Genomic DNA, 15,720 nt, shown 5'->3' on the forward strand with positions numbered 1-15,720 from the left:
TGAATCTCCTTAGTAATGGTGATCGGAATAGTCGACTACTTAGATAGCCCTGCACCCGTAGCGCCGTAGGTGGTAGGACCTCCCATGACCGCTGCCTCTTCAAGAGAGACTTTCTTGATGAACCTCCCGAACAGTCCCGTGTCGGGGTTTTTGAGCTTCAATGAGCTGCTGAGGGCCGACGCTTCAGGCGTGTAGTAGGTATCCCCGCCTCCGCTGAAATGCCAGCCGCGGAGGGATATCTGGGCAAAAGCCTCAATATGGAAGCCCTTTCCGTTCTTGCCATAGGGAGAGGCCGAACACGGATCTGTACCAGTGCCGCCACTGTCAGGACAGGCGATGTCGAAGATTGGAACGAGGATCTCCACCGTCTTCCCCGCGCTGAGCGTTGCCTTCCACCCTGCGAAGACACTGGTGCAGGTGCCATCGAAGTCCTGGCCGGTATCGGCACTAACCCAAGGAGCCGCGATGTCGACGAGGACAGTGCAATTGGTTGTTCCGTGTTTTATCCAGCCAAAACCACCAGACAACTCCCACCCCGACGATGGCCCCTGTTTGCACTCATAGCCAGGATCGTCGTCTAGTCCGCTCCCGTGTGACGGAAAGAATTGAAGGTTCTTGGTGAAGCCCGGGTCAGATTCACATTTGGAGAATGCCAGTGGAACGACGTTTGCGGCCGAAAAACCGCCGAACCTTGCCTGCGCGGAGGCCTGAATGTCTGAGGTGTTGATACCGAGGGCTCGGGCAAAGACGAGGGAGAAGTGATTATTGCCGGCCGGGTCCTGGGCTTGGGTGGTGACATTGACGACCCCCGCTCCGACCGTTGCACTAACAAGGTTGCTATGCGCGTCCAAGGCGTTGTCGTTCGCCAGGCCTGTGGCCGCGGCCACGGGTGCAGCGCAGGCCGGCCCCGGGGGAGTCGCAGCGCAGGCTTGCGCGATCGCGAGGGCGGACGAGTCAGCGCCATTCTGCAGCTGGGCATGCTCGGAGTACATGGTGGCCACGTCTACTGCAAAGGCCGCCATTCCCAACAGAACAACCATTATTAGAGCCGTTAATGGGGCGACGACCCCACGCTCCGAACCCTGGACTTTCATCCGCCGCATCGCATTACACCCTTGCCTTGAATTGTGAGGCTGGCAGGCATGCCCGGAATCAGCGCGGGGAAGCCTGTCATCCATGGAGTTGTATAGCTCACCGTGACCACGGCATTGTTGCCGGGGGAACAGGTGCCAGTGCCGGAATAGCTGATGCCGATGTCCGCGGAACTCAGGGATACGGACGGCGCTGCGGCCACTCCGGCAGCCTGGGCGTTGGCGGCCGAGTACGTGCTCTCTGCGCAGTGGATGGCTGCATAGCGCGCAGCTTCACGACCTGCCTCCGTGAGCGAAACCTGAGTATTGAATGCCCTGCCGAATTCGGCGATGCCGAGCACAAGTGCCAAGAAGATCGGTAGTACGAGTGCAAACTCGACGGCGACAGCGCCTGCCTCGCGTGCACGACGTTTACGCCGTTCCGGGTTGCCAAGAGTCTTCATGATGATGTGACCGGATTCTCTGAAGCCCGGAAAACCTGACTGACCGGGCAAGCTTCTGTGGCGATGGGTTGGTGCAAAGAGTTCCCAACCGGACCGGGTCTCCAACGGTAGGCGTGACCCAAAAAACGAAACCCAGGCGCGGGGTGGGAGCCGGCGAGCGGTCTGCTCGCCATCCCGCCCCGCCCCTGGGCTTCGATAGCCTTGCTAGCTATAACGCGTTGGACATTGTGGTGAAAGCCGTGTTGAGTTGGCCTCCGAGAGTCGCGACGATGGTGACGATGACCGCCGCGATCAAAGCCACGAGAAGGCCGTATTCAACTGCCGTCGCGCCCTTTTCCGAGCGGAGTTCAGCCTTGACTTTCGTAATGAATCCCAGAATTGAAAGCATCATTGAATTCATAGCTTTCGGCTTTGCTCTAGAGCTTGTTGGAAATAGTGGTGAAGGCCGTGTTGATCTGGCCGCCCAGTGTTGCGACGATGGTGACAATCACGGCGGCGATCAGTGCCACGAGAAGGCCGTATTCAACCGCGGTGGCGCCCTTCTCGGAAGAGAAGCGATCCTTGACCCCGGCGACAAATGCGATCATTGAGACCATGAGAGAAGTCATTTTAGTTTCCTTAATTCGATGAAATTGATTGGGATACTTTCAACGAATTTCCAGCTGCCCCCATATTTCCTTAGCGGCTGGACTTCGCTAGGAAAAGATTGTCACTGGCGTTCAATGGCAACAATGCGTAGTGGTACTCGACTTTTTGCTGGCTAATGTACAGGCATACGCGCGACGTGATTTTGAGTACTCAGTTTTTGGCACGGATCAGGAGCAGGTACTACATGGTGCGGGCACAGCGAAGCTCCCAAAAAGTGAGTGGGGGAGCGTTCGCTCAACCCCAAATAACTGACACAGCGACGACGGCGGCGAGCATCGACGGACCGTAGGCCACTTCGGCAGGCCTTTCTTTCAGGTGAAACCTCAACACGAGAGCGGATGCGATTCCTCCGACAATGAAGCCGAGCAGGCCGCCGTACAGCAGTTGGTCCCAACCTAGGTAGCCCAAGTACAGGCCGACGGGTCCGGCGAGCTTCACGTCGCCCATTCCGATGCCGCCGGGGGTAATAATCGCCAAAATCAAGTAGGAAACGAACAACATCGCGGCGCCGGCCACCGCACGAAGGAGTTCTGTCCAGTGCGCCCCTGCAAAAACAGGCAGGAGAAACAGGACGAGGCCCGCCAGGAGAAGAGACAGGACTAAGGGATTGGGCAGCAAATGAAGCGAAATATCAATTCTTGCGAGTTGAACGCCCAGAACGGCAAGCAGGATAAATGCCGATAGCGCCGGATCGGAGCCAAACCTTATGGCAAAGGCTCCACAGATGAATCCGGTGATTATCGCCGTCGTAACTCTGGAAACGGTGGAAGGCAATCCTCCAAGCCGGGGGAGGAGCTTCGCGATAGCCCACTCGGCGAACGGGGACAGAATGAACCCCAGGAGGCCGAGGCAGGCCACCAAGAGTGTGCCAGCCGAGCCGGCATTGCCCAGAAAAGTCACGAAGTCCCCTGTATGCGTCAGTCCGGCACGTGGCGTGAAGAGCGTCCGGCTACCCCAATTTTGACCCTGACGCCCGGTACAAGCTAATATTGGTAGTCGTTGTGCGTGTCCTTTCTCGATGATGCGTGCCCGCTTGAGAATCCGGTTGCAGGATGACTACTCAACGAGCACATTCGGGACCTCAGGATGACTGGTTACATGGAGCCCTCACCTCTGTTCCGGTAGCGCATAGATAGTAGGTGCACACGCTTGAGTGACACCTAAACAAGAACGCCAGAACAAGAACGAGGCAAAAACCGTGCGTACGTACACCCCGAAGCCCGGCGATATCAACCGCCAGTGGCACGTCATTGACGCCACAGACGTTGTCCTTGGTCGTCTTGCGAGCCAGACCGCAATCCTGCTGCGCGGCAAGCACAAGGCCACCTTTGCGTCCCACATGGACATGGGCGACTTCGTCATCATCATCAACGCCGAGAAGGTAGCCCTGACCGGCGCCAAGCTGGAGCAGAAGCGCGCTTACCGCCACTCCGGTTACCCGGGCGGCCTGACCTCCGTCAACTATGCGGAACTCCTGGAATCCAACCCGGTCCGCGCCGTTGAGAAGGCCATCAAGGGCATGCTCCCCAAGAACTCCCTCGCTGCACAGCAGCTGGGCAAGCTGAAGGTGTACCGCGGTGCAGAGCACCCGCATGCCGCCCAGCAGCCCAAGACTTTCGAAATTACCCAGGTCGCCCAGTAGTCCTGGCCACCAAACAACTTATCTATACAAGGAGAATCGTGGCTCAGAACGAAGAGACCACCGAAGCCGTTGAGGCTGAGGAAACCCTGACCAGCTACACCTCGGAAAGCGGAGCTGCCGAGGCTGCTGCGCCGAAGAAGGAGCGCCCGGCCCTGACCGTGGCCGGCGCAGCTGTTGGCCGCCGCAAGGAAGCCGTTGCACGCGTTCGCGTTGTGCCGGGTTCCGGCAAGTGGACCATCAACGGCCGCGAGCTGGCAAACTACTTCCCGAACAAGCTGCACCAGCAGGACGTCAACGAGCCCTTCAAGATCCTCGATCTTGACGGTGCCTATGACGTCATCGCCCGCATCCACGGCGGCGGCATCTCCGGCCAGGCCGGTGCGCTGCGCCTCGGCATCGCCCGTTCACTCAACGAGATCGACGTCGAGAACAACCGCGCCATCCTGAAGAAGGCCGGTTACCTGTCCCGTGACGCCCGCGTCATCGAGCGCAAGAAGGCCGGTCTCAAGAAGGCCCGTAAGGCTCAGCAGTACTCCAAGCGCTAATCCCGCTTTCACGGAAGCCCGTCCCGCCGTTTTGGTGGGATGGGCTTCCTTTTTGGTGGTTTGTCAGGAATTCGGGAGCCGCAGGCGAAGATCGAAGACGTCCATCTCACCTATCTGGATGTGTGCAAAATGTTCTCGAACCCAGTTAGTCACCTCGTCGGCGAACCCAGCTTCGGCCTGGATATCGTGAGAGTCGTGCCGAACAAGGTAGTAGCGGATCTGGCCCGATTCAATGTAATTGCTGAACTGGGAAACGCTCGGATATGGTGTACCTCCGTTGAAACCTCCGACGGGCATGACCGGCCGTTGCAGGGTGAGCTGATACTGTGCAGCGTTCAGGGCGCCGGGAGAAGCTGCAGCCCAGCGTGACGCGGGATTGTCTGCCTGCCGAAGGAATGCTACAACTTGGGGATCGGCCAAGTGACCCAGTGCCGTTCCCCTCGTACTTTCGGTGTTGCCATCCGGCCAAAGCGACGGGTCAGGCGAGTCGAGAACCGCGTGGCTCCCGACCATGGATGCGGCGGGGGAGACTCCAGTGTGAGCGCTGGCTATGGCGGAAACTGAGAACAACAGCGGCCCGAAGCCACAGGTAGCCACAAGAGAGACAACCAAAAAACGGCGTGCCCTATGGTTCCGGAGGCGAAATACGGTTAATTCGCAGCCGACAAGGCAGAAGGCCAAGACAACCAAGGCAAGAACAGGGCCGAAGGGTGATGAGTTTGAGAGATAACCAAAGGCGACGATACCGCAGACTAATACCGCTGACGCTGCAACGAGCCGAAACGGTACCCACCTCTGGGCCGGGCGGAGCATTTCCCAAGTTGCCCCGATGACCATCGCGATTGGAGGAGCGATTGCAATCAGGTAGTAGGCGTGTACCACGCCTCCCATGAAACTGAAAGTGACCCAATAGCTGAGTATCCATCCTCCGGAAAAAAGCAGAGTCGCACGCCTTGCGTCGCAGCGAGGCTGAAATCGCAAGAGGACCAGCGTGGCGGCAAGAAGAAGGACCGCTGCCGGCAACAACCACGCCCCCTGGCTGCCGAAGGACGAATACTGTATGAGCCTCAAAAGCCCCGGGGGTGCAGCTTCCTGTCCTGGGGTCCCGCCGCCAGCAGATCCCAGGATCCTCCCCAAGCCATTCTGTCTGAGGAGTACTTCAACAAAGCTGTTGCTGAACGAGCCGCCTGCATAGGGTCTGGATTCTTGAGGTGTGGCTTCGGCAATGACCACCCACCATCCTGCCGCGGCGGCGACAGTGGCCAGACCTGCCACCAGCTGTAAGAACCGCCGCTTAAGCTGGCCCGGGCCTGAGTACAAGTACACCCCGCCCAGTGTGGGAAGGAGCAGTAGCGCCTGAGCGGACTTTGTCAGGAAGGCAGCTCCAATAACCGCCCCCGTGCCCAGCACCCACTGCCACCGCCCATCTTCGCAGGCACGGATCATGAGGTAGGTCGCGAGAGTCAGAAGAAAGGTGAGGAGAGCATCTGGATTGTTATAGCGAAACATCACTGCAGCGGCAGGAGTAAGCAGCAGGACAGTGCCGGCTATCATGGCAGAACTATGCCGAAAGTGCCGGCGGACGGTGAAATAGGTAAGGACTACGGTTCCGACACCGAGAAGGGCTTGCGGCCCCAAGAGACTCCATGAGCTGAGGCCAAACAGCCGCACTGACAATGACGATAACCAGATGCTGGCCGGCAACTTGTCCACCGTGATGGCGTTGCCGCCGTCCGAAGACCCGAAGAAGAATGCCTCCCAGTTGACAGCGCCGGCCTGAGCTGCTGCAGCATAGTACCCATTGCCCCAGCCGTTGGAATCCAGTCGCCAGAAAAACATGATCCCGGCAGCAGTGACGAGGGCCGCAAGGCCGAGCGCATCTCCACGTTTCACAGGCATGCCCCCAATGTTCATAACTCTGCTGCCGGTACGGGGAATCCCGAAGGCTATGTAGGTGAAGATACATGAGGCAGGTGCGGCGGACCACACGCACCACACGAAAACCGCAAGCAATGGAAGCCATCGGACGGCACGCTCACGGCATCCTCTACACTTGACCCGATGTCTAGATTATTTGGAACAGATGGTGTCCGGGGCCTGGCTAACGGCCTGTTGACAGCGGAGCTGGCGATGCAGCTGGCCCAGGCGGCCGCCGTTGTGCTCGGTCATGACCGCAACACCAACGGCACCCGGCCCCGCGCTGTGGTGGCTCGTGACCCCCGAGCCAGCGGGGAATTCATTGCCGCTGCCGTTGAGGCCGGGCTCTCAAGCTCGGGCATCGACGTATACGACGCCGGTGTCCTCCCGACGCCGGCGGCGGCCTATCTCGTGGCTGACTTGGACGCCGATTTCGGCGTGATGATCTCCGCCTCGCACAATCCGGCACCGGACAACGGCATCAAATTCTTTGCCCGTGGCGGCCAGAAGCTCCCGGACGACGTCGAGGACGCCATCGAGGAACGGCTGGGGACCGAGCCGGCCCGGCCGGTCGGGGCGGACGTAGGGCGCATCCAGCGGTTCTCGGATGCTGAGGACCGCTACGTCGTCCACCTGCTCCGCACCCTCCCGCACCGCCTCGAGGGGCTGAAAGTGGTCCTGGACTGCGCCCACGGTGCCGCGAGCGGCTGCTCACCTCAGGTCTTCAAAGACGCCGGCGCCGATGTCGTGGTCATTGGCGCGGATCCCGACGGACACAACATCAACGACGGCGTTGGTTCCACCCACCTGGGCCCGTTGAAGGCCGCAGTGGTGCAGCACGGAGCGGACCTCGGCATCGCGCATGACGGCGACGCCGACCGCTGCCTCGCTGTAGACCACGAAGGCAACGAGGTGGACGGCGACCAGATCATGGCCATCCTGGCCGTGGCGCTGAAAGCCTCCGGCAGGCTCAAGGACGACGTCCTGGTCGCCACGGTGATGAGCAATCTGGGCCTGAAGATCGCGCTCCGCGAAGCAGGTATCAGCCTCCGCGAAACTGCCGTGGGGGACCGCTACGTCCTTGAAGGCATGCGCGACGGCGGCTACAACCTTGGCGGTGAACAGTCCGGTCACGTGATTTTTGCCGACTACGCCACCACGGGCGATGGCATCCTAACGGGCCTCCAGTTAGCAGCGCAGATCGCCTTGACGGGACGTTCCCTTAAGCAGCTTGCTACCGTGATGACAAAACTCCCGCAGGTATTGATTAATGTCGCGGGTGTGGACCGCACCCGCGTGAACCATTCGGAGGCGCTGTCACAGGCAGTGTCCGCCGCTGAGGCCGAACTCGGCGAAACTGGACGTGTGCTGCTGCGACCGTCGGGAACCGAACCCGTAGTACGCGTCATGGTGGAGGCAGCCGACGAGGCGACTGCCCAAGCGATCGCCGAACGCCTTACCCAGATTGTCCGCACCGAGTTGGCGCTGGAGCTCGTCAGGGACTGATCCTGAAACGGATAAACAGAAATGGCCCGCCTCTCAACAGAGGCAGGCCATTTTCGCTGCACACGTTGTCAGGGCTGCCGAGCCTGCAGCGCATCCCGGATTTCGGTGAGCAGGGCGATCTGCGGGTCTTCCGCAGCTTCTTCCTTCACGTCCTTGTCGATTCCGAGCTTGCGGTTGCGGAGCGCGATCATGTGGTTCATCGGCAGCACCACCACGAAGTAGATCGCGGCGGCCACCAGCACGAACGAAATGACTGCGGAGATGACGGATCCGTACATGAATCCCTCCCATTGCATTTCTTCGATGCCCTTGGCACTGAACAGACGTCCGATGAGCGGCGTCAGCAGGCCCTGGACAATAGAGGTCACGACAGAGCTGAAAGCAGCACCCATCACGACGGCGACGGCAAGGTCAACGACGTTGCCCTTCATAATGAAATTCTTGAATCCTGTGAGCATGACAACCACGGTAGCCCACGGGGGTGGAGCCCAGATGGCGGATTTGTCGATTCCCGGAGAACGTGTCGTGCGCTAAGTCAGTGCGCTACGTGTTGTACGGCCATTCGATTCGCCGAGGGGTGGTCAATTATCGGCCCGCTTCTGGCTGACCTTCAATCTTGGGCACGGGCTTCACCGGCCGCGGCTGTGCGGAATTTCGATTGACCTTGCTGCTCGCTAGGCTTTCCGTGCGATTGGGTTGGAGTGCTTTAAGCGATTCAAACCATATGAGGGCCAAGGGTATGGCAGACCACGGTGCATCGATGACTGCAAGTGGCCAAGGGAGGGGAGCCGCTGCCAAATGAAGGACGGGCACCATCCACAAGAGGATAAAGGCGGCTGTAGAAGCTACACGAATCAACGGTGATGGCCGCCGCTGGAGGAGGTAAAGGATGATTGGAATGAAGAGAACTGCATCATAAGTGGCTAGGTGCGGCGAAAAGGTGGCCGTCGTTGCCAGAGTTGCGATCCATATTGCCTGAGCCTCGACCAGTTGCCCGCGGAGCCTGTGCAGCCAGAGGAGCAGTATTCCAGCTCCCACTGGGAGTGCTGAGGTCGTCAGTACCGGTGCCAGCACGCTGCCCCAAGCCGGCGGAAGTAGCGCCTGCACAAGAGAAGGTAGGCCTACCATCTTCCATGCTTGACCCTGCTGAACGTGATCCAAATACAGGGGACCCGAAAGCGTGGCAACCCATTGATACAGACCCTCACCTCCGACTATTCCCAGTGAGATGCCCATGAGAAGGGCGCAGACCGCCACAAAGGCGGCAAGGGCCCGGTAGTTCCGGGTAGCCAAAAGGACGAGCGGCACCAGGACGACAAGCTGAGGCTTGGCAAGGCCTAAGCCCAACACGGCTCCGGCCCAGAAAGAGTGACGGCTGATGAGCAACCGAATGCCGGCTAGCCACGCTGCGAGGATGAACGCAGAGTCCTGGCCGCTGCCGAGTATTTCAAAGACCACAGGTGATGCTAGGACCGCGATGACCACGAGGCTCCGCTTTCGAAGTATTAGTCCTGGCGCGAGAGACTTCAAACTTAGGGTGGTGCAGACGATCAGAGAGGCGCTCAAGATCAGCCAGACCAGCCCGCTCAGACCGTAGGGGAGGAGAGCCAAGGGGGCGTAGAAAGCGGCGACGAATGGGGGGGAGACAAACCACGAGAAGTCTACTTCCGTGCCGAGGGCATTCTTTTGGAACTCGTGCTGAATTTCAGGGTCATAAAGGTCCGTCGAATCCCCGAGAAGTAGCAGGCCCCCTCCACTCCAATGGGCCAGGTAGTCGGGCAAAAATGCACCCTGGACTGTGGGGTCCATTACCCGGACAAGCGAGGAGATTGTCAGGCCAAGCAGGGACGCGGCCAAGAATATTCTTGGGTATATTCGCACCCGATCCGGTGTGATAAGGCTGTCTAGCTTGCGCGTGAACAGGGCAGCACTTAGCTTGCCCGGTTCAACAAGAACGGCCTTTACCCTTCTGGTTCCCCACATGGATAGTGAGAATACATGCCCAGGACTCTTGGTGAGGACAGCAGGGAGCAGATCTCGGCCAGGCTCGAAGAACTTGTCGTTCAGGGATACCCAGGCGCCGCTTCCAGGCCGAAGTATTCCTCCAGGGTGTTGATGCCCCGGTTGGCCATGTCGGTGGCAGCCTCCACGCCGATGTACCGCAGGTGCCAGGGTTCGTAGTAATACCCGGTGATCGTATGGAACATCCATGGGTACCTGACCACAAAGCCGTACCGGTGGCAGTTCGCCTTGGCCCATACCGCGGCTGGCTGTTCGGCGAAGCACGGCTGGAAGCTGCAGGCCCCGCCGCCGTCGCCGATGTCGAAGGACCAGCCCGTCTGGTGCTCGGAATATCCGGGGCGCGCGCTGGCCGTGTCGGCGTCGGCCTGACCGCGCGAAGCCACGTAGCCGTTGTACGTCGAAACCTGGGTGGAGTACGAGCGGTAGCCGCTCGCCAGGGTCATGGTCACGCCATCCTTCGCGGCCGCAGCAAACAACGCTTCCGCGGCAGCCGCCGTCGTGCTGTTCAGATGCGTGGCCTCGCCGGACACCGCGAGCCTGATGCCCGGCAGCACCAGGTCCGCCGGAACGTAGTCGGCCGGAACCAGCGGGCGGTGCTTGTTGACCACCAGCCACGGGCTGGCAGGGTCTGTCAGTGAGTACTTCCGCGGCATCGCGGCAGCCGGCGACGGCGGAGCCGGCACCTCTGTGGGGGACTGTACAGCCGGCGTCGGACCTACGGTGGTCGTGTCCACGACAGGCGAGGGGGATGCGGAGGGAGCCGGGGGAGCGGTGGAGGAAGCGGACGACGACGGCGCCTCCTGGGCCGGGACGTCCGGCGTGCAGGCGGAAAGGACAGTCAGGCCGGCTCCTGCGGCCAGGAACCGGGCGAAGCTGCGCCGGCTGGCTCCCGCCGATCGGCAGTCTTGGCACATCCGCTAGACCTTCCGCAGGAGCATGCGGCGGATGGAGTGGTCAGCATCCTTGGTCAGCACCAGCTGGGCGCGGCCCCGCGTTGGCAGCACGTTTTCCTCCAGGTTGGGCTCATTGATGCGCTTCCAGATGTCCCGTGCGGTGCGTTCCGCCTCTTCAGCGGACAGTGTGGCGTAACGATGGAAGTATGACTCCGGCTGCGCGAACGCTGTGCTCTGGAGCTTGCGGAAACGGTCCACGTACCACTCCTCGATGTAGGACGTTTTGGCATCCACATAGATGGAGAAGTCGAAGAAGTCACTCAGCGCCAGGCCCTGCCTGCCGTCATGGCGCGGGCGGGCAGGCGCCAGCACATTCAGGCCTTCGACGATCAGGACATCCGGGCGGCGGACCACCACTTCCTTGCCCGGAACGATGTCGTACGTGACGTGCGAGTACCACGGTGCCCTTACTTCCTCGGCGCCGCCCTTGATCTCGCTCACGAAGCGCAGCAGCGCCCGCCGGTCATAGGACTCCGGGAAACCTTTGCGTTCCAGGAGCTGGCGCCGTTTCAGCTCGGCAAGCGGGTACAGGAAGCCGTCCGTGGTGATGAGCTCCACGTTGGGCGTGCCGGGCCAGCGCCGGAGCATCTCCCGAAGCACACGGGCAATGGTGGACTTGCCCACCGCCACAGACCCGGCCACGCCGATGACAAACGGTGTGCGCTGCGTCTGCTCGCCTAAAAACGTCGTGGTGGCCGAATGAAGCTGGTGGGAGGCCTCAACGTACAGGTGAAGCAGCCTGGACAGCGGCAGGTAGACCTCCCGGACCTCGTTCATGTCCAGGGGGTCGCCGAGGCCGCGCAGACGGACAATGTCCTCTTCATTCAGAGGCTGTTCCATCTGGGCTGCCAGCCGGGACCACGTTTGCCGGTCCAGCTCAACGAACGGGGAGACACCCTCGCCGTTCGTTTCATTGCGTTGCAAGGTCACGTTAGTGATTCTGCCCTTCACCCGGCTGAGAGTGAAATGGACGCACCTGTACCTGCGGGCGTGTCAGCGTTAGGGCCGCGTGGTCGACGGGTCAGTTTAGATCTCAACCCCGCTCCGGATAGGCTAGAGGCCATGTGTGGAATCGTGGGATACGTGGGTCGTTCGGCTGGCCGTGAAGATGCCGGTCATAGTGCACTGGATGTTGTCCTCGAAGGATTGCGCCGCCTGGAGTACCGGGGCTATGACTCAGCAGGGGTCGCTGTTGTTGCCGACGGCATGATCTCGTCCCGGAAGAAGTCCGGGAAGCTGAGCAACCTGCTGGCTGAGCTGGAGGCCCGGCCGCTGCCTGAAACGGCCACCGGCATCGGGCACACGCGGTGGGCCACCCACGGCGGTCCCACCGACCAGAACGCCCACCCGCACCTCTCCGACGGCGGCAAGCTCGCGCTAATCCACAACGGCATCATCGAGAACTTCGCCGAGCTGAAGAGCGAGCTGCTGGCCAAGGGCGTCACGTTCGCCTCCGAAACCGACACCGAAGTGGCTGCAGCGCTGCTGGGTGATATCTTCCGCAACAAACTGAACGGCGACGTGAGCGACGGCGGCCTCACCACCGCCATGCAGCTCGCCTGCCAGCGCCTCGAGGGGGCATTCACCCTCCTGGCCGTGCATGCCGACCAGCCCGACGTCGTGGTCGCGGCGCGCCGCAACTCGCCGCTTGTTGTGGGGCTGGGCGAGGGGGAGAACTTCCTGGGCTCGGACGTCTCCGGCTTCATCGACTACACGCGCCGTGCCGTGGAACTGGGCCAGGACCAGATTGTCACCATCACGGCTGACACCGTGGAAATCACCGACTTCTATGGTGCCCCTGCCGAGGGCAAGGAATACCACGTGGACTGGGACCCTGCCTCTGCGGAAAAGGGCGGGTTCAGCTCTTTCATGGCAAAGGAGATCAACGACCAGCCCGACGCCGTGGCGCAGACCCTCCTGGGCCGCTCGGACATCAACGGCAAGCTGACCCTCGACGAAATCCGCATCGACGTCGAGCTGCTGAAACAGGTCAACAAGATCATCGTCCTGGCCTGCGGCACGGCAGCCTATGCGGGCACCGTGGCCAAGTACGCCATCGAGAACTGGTGCCGGATCCCCACGGAAGTGGAGCTCGCACATGAGTTCCGCTACCGCGACCCCATTCTCGACAGCAATACCTTGGTGGTCTCCATCAGCCAGTCCGGGGAAACCATGGACACGCTGATGGCCGTGCGCTACGCCAAGGAGCAGGGCGCCAAAACCCTGTCCATCTGCAACACCAACGGCTCCACCATTCCGCGCGAGTCGGACGCCGTGCTGTACACGCACGCCGGCCCGGAAATCGCGGTGGCCTCCACCAAGGCCTTCCTCGCCCAGATCACCGCCGCCTACCTGCTGGGCCTGTACCTTGCCCAGCTGCGCGGCAACATCTTCTCCGGCCAAATCAAGGACGTCCTCGCGGACCTGAACAAGATCCCGGCGAAGATCCAGAGCATCCTGGACAACTCCGGTCCCCTCCGCGAGCTGGCCCGCAGCATGAAGGACGAGAAATCAGTCCTCTTCCTGGGCCGCCACGTGGGTTACCCGGTGGCCCTGGAAGGCGCCCTGAAGCTCAAGGAAATCGCCTACATCCACGCTGAAGGCTTCGCCGCCGGCGAGCTGAAACACGGGCCCATCGCCCTGATCGATGACGGCCAGCCGGTGTTCGTGGTGGTCCCGTCGCCTCGCGGCCGGGATTCGCTGCACGCCAAGGTGGTCAGCAACATCCAGGAGGTCCGCGCCCGTGGCGCCCGGACCCTGGTTGTCGCCGAAGTGGGTGACGAGGCCGTGAAGGCCTACGCCGAGCACGTTTTCTACGTGCCGGAGACTCCTCCGCTGCTGATGCCCTTGCTGACTACGGTGCCGCTGCAGATTTTCGCCCTGGAACTTGCCTCGGCCAAGGGCTACGACGTGGACCAGCCTCGCAACCTGGCCAAGAGCGTGACCGTAGAATAGCCCAATGATTGTTGGCATAGGCGTAGACGTTGTAGACATCGAGCGGTTCGGCCGCCAGCTTGAACGGACCCCCGGTCTCCGTGACAGGCTGTTCGTGCCTGCCGAGCGGGACCTGAACACCCGGTCTCTGGCCGCGAGGTTTGCCGCCAAGGAAGCCGTAGCCAAGGTTCTCGGCGCGCCCGCGGGCATGAACTGGCAGGACTGCTGGATCGGCCTGGACCAGCACGGGCCCACCATCCAGGTCAAGGACACCGTGCTCGCGGTGGCCGACGCCAAGGGCGTCAAGCGCTGGCACTTGTCCATGAGCCACGATGGCGGAATCGCCACCGCCACGGTATTGGCCGAAGGCTGAGTCGCAAAGCTGAGCCCGCCAGGAACCCGAGCCCATGATCAGCGGCTATACCGGAACCCAGATCAGGGCGGCTGAAGAGCCGCTCCTCGCCGCCGGCATGGGTGCCGTCCTGATGCAGCGTGCCTCCCACGGGCTCGCCAACGCGGTCATCCGCGAGCTGAAAGGCCGCGGGCACCGCATTTACGGAACGAGCGTTGCTGTTCTCGTCGGCAAAGGAAACAACGGCGGCGACGGTCTCTTCGCTGCGGCGTTCCTGGCGGCCAGGGGGATGAGTACGACTGCGGTGCTTACCGCCGAGGCTGCGCACCCCGAAGGTTTGGCTGCTTTTGAACGGGCCGGCGGCCGTGCGCATCTGCTCACCGACTCCACGCTCCGCCGGCTCACCGCGGACGTGGCGCGCGCCGACGTCGTTATTGACGCTGTCCTGGGGACTGGGGCCAAGGGCGGGCTGCGAGGCACTGCGGCCGCCCTGGTGTCCAGGCTTGCAGGCTCCGGAACATCAGGCGAGAGCCTGGTGGTGGCCTGCGATGTTCCCAGCGGCGTCGATGCCGATACCGGCCAGGTTCATGAGCCCGTGCTGGCCGCGGACCTGACAGTGACCTTCGGCGCCGCTAAGGCGGGCCTGCTTGCCGACCCCGGAGCCGACTATGCCGGACGGGTTCACGTCGTCCCGATCGGCATCGAGGAGAATCTTCCGCTGCCTGCGCTGCACCGTTTTGAGGCCGGGGACCTCTCGCGGTTACTGCCGCAGCCGGGACGGCGTTCGCACAAATACTCCCGCGGCGTGCTCGGGGTAGTGGCCGGTTCGGCCGATTACCCTGGCGCTGCCGTGCTGGCCTGCCGCGGCGCGCTGGCTGCCGGAGTGGGAATGGTGCGCTACCTCGGACCGCCGGAGGTGGCCAGCCTGGTCCGCCAATCCTGCCCCGAAGTGGTGTGCAGCATCGGCTCTGTGGCCGACACGCATGTCCAGGCCTGGCTGGTGGGATCCGGAATGGGTCCTGGTGATTCTGAGCAGCTCCAGCGGGCCCGGGAGGCCGTGGAATCAGGACTCCCGGTCATCGCCGATGCCGGTGCGCTCCCTGCCCTTCCCGCAGTTTTGGCCCCTCACGTCGTGCTCACCCCGCATGCAGGCGAACTCGCGTCCCTGCTTAAACGGCTGGGGTCAGGCCGGGATCCCGAGCTTGACCGTGCGGCGGTTGAAGCTGACACCCTTCGCGCCGTCAGGCTGGCAGCCGGCCTGACCGGAGCCACCGTCCTGCTCAAGGGCGCCACGACGCTCGTGGAATCCCCTTCACGGCACTCCTATAGCCAGGCCGAGGGCACGCCCTGGCTGGCTACTGCCGGCAGCGGCGACGTCCTGGCCGGAGTCATCGGTGCGCTGCTCGCACAGCTGGGTTCCGACGTCGGGCACTTCCGGGAATCAGGCATCGGTCCGGATGATCGCTGGGCAGCCATCGCAGCCCTGGCGGCAAGTCTTCACGGTCTTGCCGGAAGGGCCGCCACGGCCGGCGGACCGTTGACCGCAAGCCGCATCGCGGACACGCTACCGGAAGCATGGGATAAAGTAAGCAGGCTTACTACAGGGATGGAGCAGGGCCGTAATAGTCACGCCCACCCGTTACGGTAGGCATAGGTTCTGTATCGGC

At 61.9% G+C, this 15,720-nt stretch carries 16 protein-coding genes and 1 pseudogene; 6 read left to right on the top strand and 11 right to left on the bottom strand.

What is annotated here, in order from left to right; genetic code table 11:
- Positions 1 to 35: 35 nt before the first annotated feature.
- The 6 genes and pseudogenes from QFZ40_RS04855 to QFZ40_RS04875 form a co-directional block, all read right to left on the bottom strand.
- Entirely contained in the window at positions 36 to 887 is an 852-nt protein-coding gene (locus tag QFZ40_RS04855) for a hypothetical protein (protein WP_373427490.1), read from the bottom strand.
- Positions 888 to 950: 63 nt separating this feature from the next.
- Positions 951 to 1,178, bottom strand: a pseudogene (locus QFZ40_RS21600) (pilus assembly protein TadG-related protein); the annotation flags it as partial.
- The gene (locus QFZ40_RS04860) at positions 1,091 to 1,534 is read right to left on the bottom strand and encodes a TadE/TadG family type IV pilus assembly protein (RefSeq protein ID WP_306903155.1); all 444 of its coding nucleotides are present in this window, start codon (positions 1,532 to 1,534) and stop codon (positions 1,091 to 1,093) included. The gene QFZ40_RS04860 and the pseudogene QFZ40_RS21600, both read right to left, overlap by 88 nt.
- Positions 1,535 to 1,742: 208 nt before the next feature.
- A complete protein-coding gene (locus QFZ40_RS04865) occupies positions 1,743 to 1,925 on the bottom strand; it encodes a Flp family type IVb pilin (RefSeq protein ID WP_306903156.1) in 183 nt (60 codons plus the stop codon).
- 25 nt (positions 1,926 to 1,950) lie between these two features.
- A complete protein-coding gene (locus tag QFZ40_RS04870; RefSeq protein ID WP_306903157.1) occupies positions 1,951 to 2,142 on the bottom strand; it encodes a Flp family type IVb pilin in 192 nt (63 codons plus the stop codon).
- A 274-nt stretch (positions 2,143 to 2,416) separates the two neighbouring features.
- A complete protein-coding gene (locus QFZ40_RS04875) occupies positions 2,417 to 3,082 on the bottom strand; it encodes a prepilin peptidase (RefSeq protein WP_306903158.1) in 666 nt (221 codons plus the stop codon).
- 298 nt (positions 3,083 to 3,380) lie between these two features.
- Here QFZ40_RS04875 and rplM point away from each other — a divergent pair, with 298 nt between their 5' ends.
- On the top strand, positions 3,381 to 3,824 hold the full coding sequence (gene rplM / locus QFZ40_RS04880) for a 50S ribosomal protein L13 (protein ID WP_015937805.1): 444 nt from the start codon (positions 3,381 to 3,383) through the stop codon (positions 3,822 to 3,824).
- A gap of 38 nt (positions 3,825 to 3,862) precedes the next feature.
- Positions 3,863 to 4,369 (top strand): 30S ribosomal protein S9, encoded by a 507-nt coding sequence (gene rpsI, locus QFZ40_RS04885; protein ID WP_214960656.1) that lies wholly within the window; start codon positions 3,863 to 3,865, stop codon positions 4,367 to 4,369.
- Between the two features lie 63 nt (positions 4,370 to 4,432).
- Here rpsI and QFZ40_RS04890 read toward each other — a convergent pair whose 3' ends face one another.
- Entirely contained in the window at positions 4,433 to 6,268 is a 1,836-nt protein-coding gene (locus tag QFZ40_RS04890) for a glycosyltransferase family 39 protein (protein ID WP_306903160.1), read from the bottom strand.
- Positions 6,269 to 6,430: 162 nt separating this feature from the next.
- On the opposite strand from QFZ40_RS04890, the gene glmM reads away from it, so the two are divergent.
- Positions 6,431 to 7,792: a phosphoglucosamine mutase gene (glmM, locus tag QFZ40_RS04895; RefSeq protein WP_306903161.1), complete on the top strand. Its 1,362-nt coding sequence runs from the start codon at positions 6,431 to 6,433 to the stop codon at positions 7,790 to 7,792.
- 68 nt (positions 7,793 to 7,860) lie between these two features.
- Here glmM and mscL read toward each other — a convergent pair whose 3' ends face one another.
- The 4 genes from mscL to coaA all read right to left on the bottom strand — a co-directional run bounded on the left by mscL (position 7,861) and on the right by coaA (position 11,706).
- Positions 7,861 to 8,250: a large conductance mechanosensitive channel protein MscL gene (gene mscL / locus QFZ40_RS04900; RefSeq protein WP_306903162.1), complete on the bottom strand. Its 390-nt coding sequence runs from the start codon at positions 8,248 to 8,250 to the stop codon at positions 7,861 to 7,863.
- 127 nt (positions 8,251 to 8,377) lie between these two features.
- A complete protein-coding gene (locus QFZ40_RS04905) occupies positions 8,378 to 9,775 on the bottom strand; it encodes a glycosyltransferase family 87 protein (protein WP_306903163.1) in 1,398 nt (465 codons plus the stop codon).
- 80 nt (positions 9,776 to 9,855) lie between these two features.
- Positions 9,856 to 10,728: a M15 family metallopeptidase gene (locus tag QFZ40_RS04910; protein ID WP_306903164.1), complete on the bottom strand. Its 873-nt coding sequence runs from the start codon at positions 10,726 to 10,728 to the stop codon at positions 9,856 to 9,858.
- 3 nt (positions 10,729 to 10,731) lie between these two features.
- Positions 10,732 to 11,706 carry a type I pantothenate kinase gene (gene coaA, locus QFZ40_RS04915; RefSeq protein ID WP_306906820.1) on the bottom strand — a complete coding sequence of 325 codons (975 nt, stop codon included), beginning with the start codon at positions 11,704 to 11,706 and terminating at the stop codon, positions 10,732 to 10,734.
- A 123-nt stretch (positions 11,707 to 11,829) separates the two neighbouring features.
- Here coaA and glmS point away from each other — a divergent pair, with 123 nt between their 5' ends.
- From glmS to QFZ40_RS04930, 3 genes are read left to right on the top strand one after another with little or no spacing between them, the layout of a single operon-like run.
- The gene (gene glmS / locus QFZ40_RS04920; RefSeq protein ID WP_306903166.1) at positions 11,830 to 13,722 is read left to right on the top strand and encodes a glutamine--fructose-6-phosphate transaminase (isomerizing); all 1,893 of its coding nucleotides are present in this window, start codon (positions 11,830 to 11,832) and stop codon (positions 13,720 to 13,722) included.
- A 4-nt stretch (positions 13,723 to 13,726) separates the two neighbouring features.
- Positions 13,727 to 14,074: a holo-ACP synthase gene (locus QFZ40_RS04925; protein ID WP_306903167.1), complete on the top strand. Its 348-nt coding sequence runs from the start codon at positions 13,727 to 13,729 to the stop codon at positions 14,072 to 14,074.
- 34 nt (positions 14,075 to 14,108) lie between these two features.
- Positions 14,109 to 15,701 (top strand): NAD(P)H-hydrate epimerase, encoded by a 1,593-nt coding sequence (locus QFZ40_RS04930; protein ID WP_306903169.1) that lies wholly within the window; start codon positions 14,109 to 14,111, stop codon positions 15,699 to 15,701.
- Positions 15,702 to 15,720 lie beyond the last annotated feature (19 nt).

Source organism: Arthrobacter pascens (assembly GCF_030816475.1).
Classification (GTDB): Bacteria; Actinomycetota; Actinomycetes; order Actinomycetales; family Micrococcaceae; genus Arthrobacter; species Arthrobacter pascens_B.

What these genes read in the sequence shown, in the direction of transcription:
- QFZ40_RS04860 (WP_306903155.1), bottom strand. Translation starts at nt 1,534, where the DNA reads ATGAAGACTCTTGGCAACCCGGAACGGCGTAAACGTCGTGCACGCGAG.
- QFZ40_RS04865 (WP_306903156.1), bottom strand. Translation starts at nt 1,925, where the DNA reads ATGATGCTTTCAATTCTGGGATTCATTACGAAAGTCAAGGCTGAACTC.
- QFZ40_RS04870 (WP_306903157.1), bottom strand. Translation starts at nt 2,142, where the DNA reads ATGACTTCTCTCATGGTCTCAATGATCGCATTTGTCGCCGGGGTCAAG.
- QFZ40_RS04890 (WP_306903160.1), bottom strand. Translation starts at nt 6,268, where the DNA reads ATGCCTGTGAAACGTGGAGATGCGCTCGGCCTTGCGGCCCTCGTCACT.
- glmM (WP_306903161.1), top strand. Translation starts at nt 6,431, where the DNA reads ATGTCTAGATTATTTGGAACAGATGGTGTCCGGGGCCTGGCTAACGGC.
- mscL (WP_306903162.1), bottom strand. Translation starts at nt 8,250, where the DNA reads ATGCTCACAGGATTCAAGAATTTCATTATGAAGGGCAACGTCGTTGAC.
- QFZ40_RS04905 (WP_306903163.1), bottom strand. Translation starts at nt 9,775, where the DNA reads ATGTGGGGAACCAGAAGGGTAAAGGCCGTTCTTGTTGAACCGGGCAAG.
- QFZ40_RS04910 (WP_306903164.1), bottom strand. Translation starts at nt 10,728, where the DNA reads ATGTGCCAAGACTGCCGATCGGCGGGAGCCAGCCGGCGCAGCTTCGCC.
- glmS (WP_306903166.1), top strand. Translation starts at nt 11,830, where the DNA reads ATGTGTGGAATCGTGGGATACGTGGGTCGTTCGGCTGGCCGTGAAGAT.
- QFZ40_RS04925 (WP_306903167.1), top strand. Translation starts at nt 13,727, where the DNA reads ATGATTGTTGGCATAGGCGTAGACGTTGTAGACATCGAGCGGTTCGGC.
- QFZ40_RS04930 (WP_306903169.1), top strand. Translation starts at nt 14,109, where the DNA reads ATGATCAGCGGCTATACCGGAACCCAGATCAGGGCGGCTGAAGAGCCG.